Consider the following 11424-nt stretch of genomic DNA (forward strand, 5'->3'; position numbering starts at 1 on the left):
GGGGTCCTTGCCTCACCTCTTTCGCACAGGTTCAGGCAACGACTGGGCATCAGAATTGCTGCGTCCTATCAGGCGCGAGTCACCCCTCTACCCCTGGGAGAGGGGCGGGGGTGAGGGATGTATCAGGCCGGTGCGGAGGCCTGAAAGACCCGTGCTAGACACTTCTGTTCGGTATTGCAACAGCTAACGCAGACATAGCCAATGAATTCGCCCCCACAGTAACAGCAGAAGCGGCCCCGCATTGCGCGGGGGCCAGGTCCGTCACTGATGTTGCTTGGCGTCCTCGACACCCGCGGTGTTGTTCAGCAGGGCGCCGGTGGCGGTCTGGAGGAAGGCTTCCAGGTACTTCTGCAGGCGCGGGTCGCTGTCGCCGGGGATGCGCTCGACCTTGGCGTCGGCGCCCAGCTGGTACTGGTAGAGGCGCGCCGGAAAGCCCTTGGGCTGCACCAGGATGCGGTCGTCGCTGACGATGGCCACGGTCTGGTCGCTGCCGGAGGGCTTGATCACGCCGATGCCCGGATCGTCGGCTGGCAGGTTCAGCAGGTCGCGGCCCCAGCACTGGTGGCGCACTTCGCCACCCAGGCGGCCCATGATGGTGGGGACCACGTCGATCTGGGTGCCGACGGTGTGGTTGAGGTTGCCGAACTTCTCTTGCACGCCGGGGCCGATCAACAGCAGCGGTACGTTGAAGCGGAACAGGTCCATCTCGGTGAGCTGCTTGTCGCTGCCGAAGCCGTGGTCGCCCACCAGCACGAACAGGGTGTCCTTGAAGTAGGGCTCCTTGCGCGCCTTCTCGAAGAACTGGCCGAGGGCCCAGTCGGCATAGCGCATGGCCGTCAGGTGCTCGTCGAGACCGCCATGGCCGGTGACCCGCTCCACCGGCAGGTCAGTGGGCAGGGCATAGGGCGTGTGGTTCGAGAGGGTCTGCAGCAGGGCGTAGAAGGGCTTGTCGGTGGACTGTTTGGCCAGCTCGGCGGCGCCGCGGTCGAACATGTCCTGGTCGGAAACGCCCCAGGTCTTGTCCATGAACACCGGGTTGACGAAGTCCTCACGGCCGATGAAGCGGGTCATGCCCTGGTTGCTGAAGAAGCCGGACTGGTTGTCCCACTGGAAATTGCCGTTGTAGACGTAGAGGTCGTCGTAGTCGCGGGCGCTGAGCAGCTGCGGCAGGCCGGAGAACTTGTGCGCGCCCTCGGGGGTGCGCATCAGGTACTCGAAGCTGGGCAGGTTGGGGAAGCAGGCCATGGTGGCGAACATGCCCTGGTGGGTATGGGTGCCATTGGAGAAGTAACGGTCGAACAGCAGGCCTTCCTTGGCCAGCTTGTCGAAGTAGGGGGTGATGCCGTCCTGGTTGCCCATGGCGCCGACATAGCGGCCGGCGAAGCTCTCCATGAGGATTACCACCACGTTGCGGATCGGCAGCGTGCCTTCGGCCGGCGGGGTGAAGTCGCGGCGGATGGCCGCCTTGTCGGCGTCCACCAGCGTGTCGTTGGGGGTCAGCAGCATCTGGCGCACGGCGGCCAGGGCCTCGTCCTCGGGCAGGGTAGCCTTCCAGGCGTTGTCACGGTGGGAGGAGAAGCTGTTCTTGGCGGCGTCCACCAGGGTCAGGGTGCCGTTCAGGCCCAACTGGTTGGCGAACATCGAATCGGTGGTGAAGGCATCGCCCCAGCGCAGCGGCGGACCCTGGCGCAGGTGGCCGCGGACGGCGACCACGGCCACCACCAGGCAGATCATGAAGATGGCCAGGCGGCCGAACCAGGGGGCGGTGTTGCGCGTGGCGGGCATTTCGCTGGCGCGAACGCGCGGACGGCTCGCCAGGTCGAGGCCGCGGAACAGCAGGTAGAGCAGGGCGGTGGCCAGTGCCCAGGCGATCAGGTAGCGGCCCACCGGGAAGCCGTTCCAGATCATGCTGGCGACCGTGCCCAGGTCTTCCTGCAGGTACTGGAACACCAGGCTGTTCAGGCGCTGGTGGAACTCCCGGTAGAAGTCCAGCTCGCTGATGCCGAGGAACAGGGTCAGGCTGGCGAAGGCAGTCAGCCACAGGCGGTGCAGGCCACGGGCGGCCATGGCACGGGCGCTGAGCAGCGAAAGCAGCAGCGGCACGCAAGCGAATACCACCACGCGCAGGTCGAAGCGCAGGCCGTTGTAGAAGGCTTCGACGAAGACCGAGGCCGGGCTGTCGCCAATCTGGTCGCTGTTGTACGCCAGCAGCGCCACCCGTAACAGGCTGTACATCACCAGCAGCGCGCAAGCGCTGAGCAGGGTGAAGGCCAGGTGGCTCTTGACGGTGGGGGTGTCCAGGCTGAACGAGGTCTGCCGGGTGGCGATGGGTTCCTTTGCGGTCATGCGATCAAGCATCCATAGGGCTCAAGACGAAAGGCGGGCCCCAGTGGGTGGGCGGTGCCAGAGGCGATAAGACCGCCTGATGGCACATTGGTTCCAATCGGGGCCGCCGAAACCGGGCGGACTTTGACAGATGGAATGTGAAGAGAACGTCAATTGGAGGAGGGTTGCGGGAGATTGGTCGAGGGGATGAATGACTGTGGGGGCGAATTCATTGGCTATGTCTGCGTTAGCTGTTCAGACCTGTGCACCTGTCTGACACATCCCTCTCCCCCGGCCCCTCTCCCAGAGGTAGAGGGGTGACTCGCGCCGGACAGGACGCGGCAATCCTGACGCCTGGTCATTGCCTGAACCTGTGCAGCAGAGGTGGGGCGGCGACTCTGCCCCGTCAGGAGGCCGAGCGGAAGCGTTGCGCAGGGGGACGAGCGGCATGGATGCCGCGAGAGGCGTGCGGGGCCATGGATGGCCCCTCACGCCGGGCCCCCGGAGCAACGATGGAGCGAGGGAACCCGACGAAGTCGGGCCGGATGCAGGGGCAAGCGTTTTTGGTTTCTTTTTTGGCGACTGAAAAAAGAGACTCGCCGGGAGGCGAAACAAGGACTCGCAGCCCACTCGATAAGCAACTCGGCTCAGGACGTTCTAGCAACACTTAATGCAGACATAGCCAATTCATTCGCTAAGCAGGCCGCAGGTCTGCCCTGCGGAGCTCGAATGGGGCTGCTTCGCAACCCTCAGCGAATGAAATCGCCCCCACAAAGGTAGGGCAGGCAGCCTCAGTGCCTGCCTCCGGGCCTCAACCCAATCCCAATGCCTTGGCTACGCCAGCGCCGTAGGCCGGGTCGGCCTTGGTGCAGTTGGCCACGTGCCGCTGCTTCACCTCCAGCGGCGCGTCGCCCATGCCGCGCGCGGTGTTCTCGAACAGCAGTTGCTGCTGCGCCGGCGTCATCAGGCGGAACAGGTTGCCGGGTTGTTCGAAGTGGTCCACGTCGACCCGGTGGTCCCAGTTGGCGGCATCGCCTTCCAGCGGCAGCGGCGGCTCGGCCAGCGCCTGGCTGTCCTCCCAGATTCCCTGGCTGTTGGGGTAGTGGGCGATGGTGGAGCCGGCGTTGCTGTCGGTGCGCATGGCGCCGTCGCGGTGGTAGCTGTTGTACGGGCAGCGCGGGGCGTTCACCGGGATCAGGTTGAAGTTCACCCCCAGCCGGTAGCGCTGGGCGTCGCCATAGGAGAAGAGCCGCGCCTGGAGCATCTTGTCCGGCGAGAAGCCGATGCCGGGGACTATGTTGGCCGGCGAGAAGGCCGCCTGTTCCACTTCGGCGAAGTGGTTTTCCGGGTTCTTGTTGAGCTCCATTACCCCCACTTCGATCAAGGGGTAGTCGCCATGCGGCCAGACCTTGGTGAGGTCGAAGGGGTTGTGCTTGTGGTTGCGTGCCTGGTCCTCTGTCATCACCTGGATGCACAGGGTCCAGCGCGGGAAGTCGCCCTTCTCGATGCTGTCGTAGAGGTCACGCAGGTGGCTCTCCCGGTCGCCGCCTATCACCTGGGCGGCTTCGCTGTCGCTGAGGTTCTCGATCCCTTGCCGGGTCTTGAAGTGAAACTTGACCCAGACCCGCTCGTTCTTCGCGTTGAGCATGCTGAAGGTGTGGCTGCCGAAACCGTGCATGTGCCGGTAGGTCTTCGGGATGCCTCGGTCGCTCATGACGATGGTGATCTGGTGCAGCGCCTCCGGCAGCAGGGTCCAGAAGTCCCAGTTGTTCGCTGCGCTGCGCAGGCCGGTACGCGGGTCGCGCTTGACCGCGTGGTTGAGGTCGGGGAAACGCAGCGGGTCGCGGAAGAAGAATACCGGTGTGTTGTTGCCGACTATGTCCCAGTTGCCTTCGTCGGTGTAGAACTTCACCGCGAAGCCACGGATGTCGCGTTCGGCATCGGCCGCGCCGCGTTCGCCGGCGACGGTGGAGAACCGCAGGAAGAGCGGAGTCTGCTTGCCGACCTTGGCGAAGATGCTGGCGCGGGTGTAGCGGGTGATGTCGTGGGTGACGGTGAAGGTGCCGTAGGCGCCGGCGCCCTTGGCGTGCATGCGCCGCTCGGGGATCACTTCGCGGTCGAAGTGGGCGAGCTTCTCGATCAGCCAGATGTCCTGCAACAGCGCCGGGCCGCGCGGACCGGCGGTCTGGATGTTGAGGTTGTCCACCACCGGTGCGCCGGTGGCGTTGGTCAGTTTCTTGGTCATCTCAGGCCTCTCCTTGGGTTGCAAAGTGATGCGGCGGACGACTACAGCCCCGGAACAGGACTCGCAACGCAAACGTCCGGAGAAGCTTAGACGAGGCTTCCGGGCCTGACCGGTCAGCCGTCGCCGGCGCCTCGGCCGGGCAGCTCGAGGCCGGCCAATTTCTCCGGATTGCGCACGATGTAGATGTTGCTGACCTGGCCCAGCTCGTCATAGGCGAAGGTGACCGAGGCCACCACCTCCCCGGCACTGGCCAGGATCACCCCGCGCCCACCGTTGAGGTCGGCGGGCAGCCAGCGATAGTCGCCCCAGTAGCCGCGCAGCGAGTCGTGGATGAACGCCAGTACCTCGGCCTTGCCATGGAGAATGTGGCCCAGGGTCGGCACCTTGCCGCCACCGTCGGCGCAGAGTTCCACTTCGTCTGCGAGCAGGGCGGTCAGCCCGGCGGTGGCACCAGTGGCGATGGCCGCATGGAAGGCGTCGAGCAGCTGTTCCTGACGCTCGCGCGGCGGGGCGTGGCGCACCTTGCCCTCGGCCAGTCCGGCGCGGGCGCGGGACACCAGCTTGCGGCAGGCGGCCTCCTGCACGCCGATGGCACGGGCGACATCCGGGTAGTCCAGGTCGAAGATATCGACGAGCAGGTAGGCCGCGCGTTCCCTGGGGGTGAGCCGTTCCAGCAACAGGAGGAAGGCGGTGGACAGCGAGGAGGAGAGTTCCAGCATCTGTTCCGGCGACTCGGTGGTTTCGCTGTGGATGGGTTCGGGCAGCCAGGTGCCGACGTAGTCCACCCGCGCCCGGTGCGCCAGGCGCAGCTGGTCGATGCAATGGCGGGTGCAGAGGGTGGTCAGCCAGGCGCGCGGATTGTCCAGGGCGGCGTGATCGCTTTCGCGCCACTTGAGGAAGGTCTCCAGTACCGCATCCTCGGCATCGCTGCGCGAGCCGAGGATGCGGTAGGCCAGGTTCAGCAGGAAGCGGCGGCTGTCTTCGAAGACAGCCGTTGCAGCGGTTTCTCTCACGTCAGTGCCTCGATATCTGGATGCGGTTCCAGAGGTTGATCATGGCCACGGTGGCGGTCAGCACGCCGATTTCCACGTCGCTGAAATGCTCGCGCAATGCCGTGCGCAGGGCAGCATAGTCGGTCCGGCGGTCGAGCTGGGTGAGGGCCTCGGTCCAGGCCAGGGCCGCCTTCTCGCGCGGGGTGAAGTCGCTGCAGTGGTCCCAGACCACCAGACGGTCAAGGCGCTCGTCGGTCTCGCCGTCTTCCCGCGCTTCACGGGTGTGCATCTTCACGCAGAAGGCGCACTGGTTGAGTTGCGAGGCCCGCAGCTGCACCAGGTGGTGCAGGCTGCGCGGGAGGCCCAGGGCGTCCATGGGCGCGTGCACCTCGCCCATGGCGTTGATGACTTCGGGGATGACCTGCTGATAGTTGACGGGGCTTGCGGGGGGCATGGCGGTGTCCTTGGCTCGGGTTGGAAGGGGTTACACCTTCACGACGAACCAGGGAGCGGGTTTGTGACGCCAGCGAGCAATTTATCCAGGCAGACATGCGTAGGGTGAAAATCCGCGTAGCGGATTTCCACCGGGAAGGTGGATAGATGAAGCGCTATCCCCCTACGGTTTGCGGTCCATTAGCGCGGCGGCTTCGCGGGTGACCAGTTCGACGAAGGACAGTGCCAGGGGCGAGCGCTCGCCGCGCCTGCGCACCAGCCAGACTGCGGTGGTCGCGCCGGTGTCCAGGAGGGTGCGGTAGACCACGCCGTCGACCCGGGTGCGGCGGAAAGAGGCGGGCAGCACCGATACCCCCAGCCCCGCCGATACCAGGCCGATGATGGTCATCGCCTCGCTGGCTTCCTGGGCGATGCGCGGGGAGAAGCCCGCCTCGCGGGTGAGCGCGATCAGCTGGTCGTAGAGGCCGGTGCCGAAGGTACGCGGGAAGAACACGAAGGGTTCCTCCGCCATGGCAGCGATTTCAAGCCCTTCCGCGCTGCCTTCGGCCAGCGGGTGATCGGCGCGCAGCACCGCCACCAGCGGTTCGCGGAACAACTCCACGGCCAGCAGGTTGTCCGGCAGGGCGAGGGGGCGGATCACTCCCACCTGCAACCTGTCTTCCAGCAGCGCCTTGACCGTTTCCGCGCTGCTCATTTCATGCAGCTCCAGGTGCACGTCGGGGTAGGCCTGGCGGAAGGCGTGGATGCTGCGGGGAACAGTGGAGGTGAAGGGCGCCGACGAGGTGAAGCCGACCTTCAGTTCGCCCAGTTCGCCACGCTGGGCGCGGCGCGCCAGTTGCACCGCCTTGTCCACCTGGGCCAGCACCTGGCGGGACTCGTCGAGGAACAGGCGACCGGCTTCGGTGAGCTCCACCCGTCTGTTGGTGCGTTCCAGCAGGCGCGCGCCGACTTCTTCCTCCAGCGCCTGGATCTGCTGGCTCAAGGGCGGCTGGGAAATGCCCAGTTGCTCGGCCGCCCGGCCGAAATGCAACTCCTCGGCCACGGCAATGAAGTAGCGCAGATGTCTGAGTTCCATGGGGTCGCCTATTGATATGTTTTGAGTATCAAATGTGTCGAACAATATATTGGAGATAATATAAACCGCTCTATATTCTTCGCCCCATAACCCCAACAACGAATTCCCCAGCCCCAAATACAGGCGGCACGGCATCGTTGTGCCTGCTCGCCGCAAACTCTCCGAAGGTGCCCCGTGAGCAAACCCCAGGCAGTACTCAAGACCGAAGACGAACCCGCGTTTAGCGAGGCGGCCCGTGAAGCAGCCGAGCTGCCGGACGCCGCCGCCAATGACCCCGAACTCCCGACCTACATCAGGAAGGGCACACCGCAGTTCATGCGCACCTCGCTGGCGCTGTTCTCCGGCGGCTTCGCCACCTTCGCCCTGCTGTACTGCATCCAGCCGATGATGCCGGTGCTGTCCAAGGCCTTCTCGATCACCGCCGCCCAGAGCAGCTTGGCGCTCTCGGTGTCCACCGCCATGCTCGCCCTCGGCCTGCTGGTGACCGGGCCGCTGTCCGACGCCATCGGCCGCAAGCCGGTGATGGTGGTGTCGCTGATCGCCGCCGCCCTGTTCACCCTGGCCAGCGCGGCGATGCCGACCTGGGAAGGCGTGCTGGTAATGCGCGCGCTAGTGGGCCTGTCCCTCAGCGGCCTGGCCGCCGTGGCCATGACCTACCTCAGCGAGGAAATCCACCCGCACCACCTGGGCCTGTCCATGGGGCTCTACATAGGCGGCAATGCCATAGGCGGCATGAGCGGCCGGTTGATCAGCGGGGTGATGGTGGACTTCGTTTCCTGGCATGCGGCCCTGGCGCTGATGGGCGGCCTGGCGCTGCTGGCGGGCCTGGTGTTCTGGCGCGTGCTGCCGGAGTCCCGGCACTTCCGCCCGGCGCCTCTCAAGCCCGCCACCCTGGTCGAGGGCTATCGCCTGCACTTCAGGGACGCCGGCCTGCCCTGGCTGTTCCTGATCGGCTTCCTGCTGATGGGCAGCTTCGTCACCCTGTTCAACTACATCGGCTACCGCCTGCTGGCGGGGCCCTACCAGATGAGCCAGGCCCTGGTGGGCGTGCTCTCGGTGGTCTACCTCTCGGGCATCTACAGCTCGGCCTGGGTCGGGTCCCTGGCGGACAAGGTGGGCCGGCGCAAGGTGCTCTGGGCGGCCATCCTGCTGATGCTGGGCGGCCTCGTGCTGACGCTGTTCAGCCCCCTGGGCGTGATCCTCGCCGGCATGGCGATCTTCACCTTCGGCTTCTTCGGCGCCCACTCGGTGGCCAGCAGCTGGATCGGCCGCCGTGCCCAGCGCGCGAAGGGCCAGGCCTCGTCACTCTACCTCTTCAGCTACTACGTGGGTTCGAGCCTGGCCGGCACCCTCGGCGGGCTGTTCTGGCACCACTACGGCTGGGAGGGCGTCGGCCTGTTCATCGGCTCGTTGCTGGTGGTGGCGGTGCTGGTGTCCCTGCACCTGGCGCGGTTGCCGGCGCTGCCGGGCAACGCCATCGTCCAGCCGGCACATTGACCGGCGCACCAGGGACCGGCCGCGGTCCCTGGCTTCGAGTGCGGAGATTGGCACCGCCCGGGGTGCGACAACACGCCTCTCGCGGCGATATCCCCGGCGGGGGGCGGGGCTGGCAGAATAGCCGGCCTACCCACCGGCCAGAGTGGGAGCTTGCCTGCCTTTCATGCGTGCACCCGTTCCGCTTCATTCAGGGGAAGTACAGCATGAGCATCACCTCCGCCGATATCTGCAAGGCCGCCGACGCCCTCACGGGTTTCGTCGGCTTCAACCGCAAGCTGGGCAAGTACATCGTGCGCTTCAGCGAAGACTCGTTTGGCATGGATGTGCCGGACGACAGCATCACCCCGGCCAGCGAGTTCGTCTGGGTCGCGAAGGCCGGCCAGGTGATGACCCTCAGCCGCGAGTGCCTGCAGATCCTGCTGGACCAGAACATCAACGACCGACTCAACCTGTGCGACACGCTGCTGGTCTACCTGCGTCGCACCGACCTGCCGGAGATCAGCGCCGAGCGGCTGCGGCTTTGAAGGAAACCGGCGTCACCGGGCAACTTCATCGTTCATCCAGTGCATCGACCGGTTACCCGGCGCATGGGCATATTTCAGTGCGGCATTCGTCGAGATGGCGCGTATCGACGCCGCCCGCCGCCTGGCGGAGGAGTCGGACATCCCCATGAAACGCCTGGCCGACGAAGTGGGCTACGCCAACGTCGACGGCTTTCGCCGGGCGTTCTTCCGCCGCCTGGGGGTGACGCCGAGCGACTACCGGGTGCGTTTCAAGGTTGATGGTTGAGGGCGGCGCCCATGCCGATCTGGTTGCCGTCAGGGTCCCGCACGGAGAAGTCGCGCATGCCGTAGTCGCGATCGCCGATGGCGCAGTAGAAGTCCACACCCGCCGTCAGCATCGGCAGCGTCCAGGCGCGCCCAGCGACAGGAATGGCGAAAGCGCGGTGAAGCGCGCCGACCAGGGCCTCCATGACGCCAAGGGGGCGGGGCGTAACTGCATCAAGGTCTGCGAGGAGTGAAAGCGCCGCCTGCGACGGCGCTCGGGCTCAGACGAAAGGCTGGTTGACGAAGCCCCGGGGCAGCCGTTGCTTGCCCGGCATTCTGGTGAGCTTCTCCTGCCAGGCCGTGCGCCAGTCGTTCGCGGCATGGGCGACCTTGGCCCGGCGTGCCGCCCGCCGCGCAGCGTTGCGGGCCTCCCGACGCGCTTCCTTGAACACCTCGGTGTTGCGGCAGCTGCGGCATTTCACCCGTGCCAGATCGGTGGTGGAGACCAGGTTGTGGCCATGGTGGCCACAGGCGAGATGTCCGGCGACCTTGTAGTGAGTGACCATTGCTAATCCTCCGGAAAAAGAATACCCCGGGTGCCCGCGAGTCTGGCGCCGGGTCTGTGCGTTCGTGACAGGAATTTGGACTTCCGGCCGCTGGCGGGGGTTCGACCCCGCTGGCCCAACGGTTCAGTAGAGGCCCGGGATCAACCGTGACGTGCGTGCGCAGTAAGCCTCGTATTCGGCTCCGAACTCCGAGCGCAACAGGGCCTCCTCCGCGCGGATACGGGCGACCAGGGGTGGCAGGGTCAGCAGTACCAACAGCAGGCCGACGCCGGAGCGGAAGGCCAGGGCCCAGCCGAAGGAACTGATCATCAGCCCCAGGTAGCTGGGGTGGCGTATCAAGCCGTAGACGCCGTCCGTCACCAACTGGTGACCGGGCTGGATGGCCACCAGGCCGCTGAAGCGGTTTCCCAGCACGAACACCGGCCACATCCGCAGCGCGCCGCCGACGGCGAAGCAGAACACACCGAACCAGCGCACCCCGTCACCGCCGAAGGTCCAGAAGTCGAGGCGATCGGTATAGGCCGGCAGAAAGGCGCTGAGTAACCCGATGATGCCGAAGGCCACCAGCACCCAGCGGTTTTCGCGGTCCTCCCGCACGCCGCTGCTGAGGTTGCCGCCGGTAAAGGGTGCCAGGATGGTAAGGACGAAGAGCACCAGGGTCAGGGCGACCAGCGGCGGATGGGAAAAGAACGCGCCGAAGCTGCCCCAGCCGAGGATCACAAGACCCAGGTAGGCGAGGGTACCGGCGAGAGTGACCAGCATCAGGACGGGCACGGACATGGCGGATCACCTCTGCGATCTGCTTCGACAAACCATTGGACAGCCGGCGGCGCGGCGGGTGCAGTGGCTGGTGCTATAACTGAAGGCCTTGGGGGATTCACGCTGGAGGTGCCGTCATGGGACGCCTCGGAATCCTGACTCTTGCCCTGGCGGCATCAGGCGCCTGGGCCGCCGGCTACGGCGATGGCAGCCTGTACTACGGGCTCGGCCCCTACCTGGGTGGCATCTACCCCGCCGGCCCCTTGCAACCCTATGTCTCGCCGCCACCCCGGCAATTCGCCGACCTGCCGCCGCAACCCTTCGTGGTGGTGCCGGAGTATCACCAGTTCCGCGATGCCCAACTGCCCAGGGTGAGCACCGAGCGGCCGCAGGTGCTGATCCGCACATTCGACCCAGAGCTGGGGGTGTATCGGGATACCGAAGTGCGGGACGGGGAGGGCGAGCCGCAGGAAGCGCCCTGCGAGGACGGCGAATACTGCAGCTGGTGAGCAGTGGTAGCACGAAAACTGTAGGGGCGAATTCATTCGCCAACCGGACCGAAGGTCCGGCCGGCAGGTGTTCGGGGCTGCTGTGCAGCCCTTGGCGAATGAATTGGCTATGTCTGCATTAAGTGTTGCTAGAACGTCCTGAGCCGAGTTGCTTATCGAGTGGGCTGCGAGTTCCTGTTTCGCCTCCCGGCGAGTTTCTTTTGGCAGTCGCCCCAAAAGAAACCAAAAGGGCTTGC

At 65.8% G+C, this 11424-nt stretch carries 12 protein-coding genes; 4 read left to right on the top strand and 8 right to left on the bottom strand.

Features of this window, described 5'->3' with window-relative positions; all coding sequences use genetic code 11:
* Positions 1-261: 261 nt before the first annotated feature.
* From E8F11_RS16720 to E8F11_RS16740, 5 genes are all read right to left on the bottom strand, one after another.
* Positions 262-2346 (bottom strand): LTA synthase family protein, encoded by a 2085-nt coding sequence (locus E8F11_RS16720; RefSeq protein WP_280289963.1) that lies wholly within the window; start codon positions 2344-2346, stop codon positions 262-264.
* Between the two features lie 790 nt (positions 2347-3136).
* Positions 3137-4570 carry a catalase gene (locus E8F11_RS16725; protein ID WP_280289964.1) on the bottom strand — a complete coding sequence of 478 codons (1434 nt, stop codon included), beginning with the start codon at positions 4568-4570 and terminating at the stop codon, positions 3137-3139.
* A 113-nt stretch (positions 4571-4683) separates the two neighbouring features.
* Positions 4684-5583, bottom strand: a complete 900-nt coding sequence (sigJ, locus tag E8F11_RS16730; RefSeq protein ID WP_280289965.1) for an RNA polymerase sigma factor SigJ — start codon at positions 5581-5583, stop codon at positions 4684-4686.
* A 1-nt stretch (position 5584) separates the two neighbouring features.
* Entirely contained in the window at positions 5585-6016 is a 432-nt protein-coding gene (locus E8F11_RS16735; RefSeq protein WP_280289966.1) for a carboxymuconolactone decarboxylase family protein, read from the bottom strand.
* 162 nt (positions 6017-6178) lie between these two features.
* On the bottom strand, positions 6179-7090 hold the full coding sequence (locus tag E8F11_RS16740; protein ID WP_280289967.1) for a LysR family transcriptional regulator: 912 nt from the start codon (positions 7088-7090) through the stop codon (positions 6179-6181).
* A gap of 174 nt (positions 7091-7264) precedes the next feature.
* Between E8F11_RS16740 and E8F11_RS16745 the strand changes: the two genes are divergently transcribed.
* The 3 genes from E8F11_RS16745 to E8F11_RS16755 all read left to right on the top strand — a co-directional run bounded on the left by E8F11_RS16745 (position 7265) and on the right by E8F11_RS16755 (position 9376).
* Positions 7265-8587, top strand: coding sequence for an MFS transporter (locus E8F11_RS16745; protein WP_280289968.1), 1323 nt, complete (start codon positions 7265-7267; stop codon positions 8585-8587).
* 203 nt (positions 8588-8790) lie between these two features.
* Complete coding sequence (locus tag E8F11_RS16750; RefSeq protein WP_280289969.1) at positions 8791-9111, top strand: DUF2025 family protein; 321 nt, start codon at positions 8791-8793, stop codon at positions 9109-9111.
* A 94-nt stretch (positions 9112-9205) separates the two neighbouring features.
* The gene (locus E8F11_RS16755) at positions 9206-9376 is read left to right on the top strand and encodes a helix-turn-helix domain-containing protein (RefSeq protein ID WP_280289970.1); all 171 of its coding nucleotides are present in this window, start codon (positions 9206-9208) and stop codon (positions 9374-9376) included.
* Here E8F11_RS16755 and E8F11_RS16760 read toward each other — a convergent pair.
* The 3 genes from E8F11_RS16760 to E8F11_RS16770 all read right to left on the bottom strand — a co-directional run bounded on the left by E8F11_RS16760 (position 9360) and on the right by E8F11_RS16770 (position 10700).
* On the bottom strand, positions 9360-9488 hold the full coding sequence (locus tag E8F11_RS16760) for a hypothetical protein (protein WP_280289971.1): 129 nt from the start codon (positions 9486-9488) through the stop codon (positions 9360-9362). The two genes, E8F11_RS16755 and E8F11_RS16760, sit on opposite strands and share 17 nt — an antisense overlap.
* A gap of 147 nt (positions 9489-9635) precedes the next feature.
* A complete protein-coding gene (locus E8F11_RS16765) occupies positions 9636-9920 on the bottom strand; it encodes a hypothetical protein (protein WP_280289972.1) in 285 nt (94 codons plus the stop codon).
* Between the two features lie 123 nt (positions 9921-10043).
* Complete coding sequence (locus E8F11_RS16770; RefSeq protein WP_280289973.1) at positions 10044-10700, bottom strand: isoprenylcysteine carboxylmethyltransferase family protein; 657 nt, start codon at positions 10698-10700, stop codon at positions 10044-10046.
* 116 nt (positions 10701-10816) lie between these two features.
* Here E8F11_RS16770 and E8F11_RS16775 point away from each other — a divergent pair, with 116 nt between their 5' ends.
* Positions 10817-11188, top strand: coding sequence for a hypothetical protein (locus tag E8F11_RS16775; protein WP_280289974.1), 372 nt, complete (start codon positions 10817-10819; stop codon positions 11186-11188).
* Positions 11189-11424 lie beyond the last annotated feature (236 nt).

The organism is Pseudomonas sp. BN417, from assembly GCF_029871205.1.
In the GTDB taxonomy this organism is placed as follows: domain Bacteria; phylum Pseudomonadota; class Gammaproteobacteria; order Pseudomonadales; family Pseudomonadaceae; genus Metapseudomonas.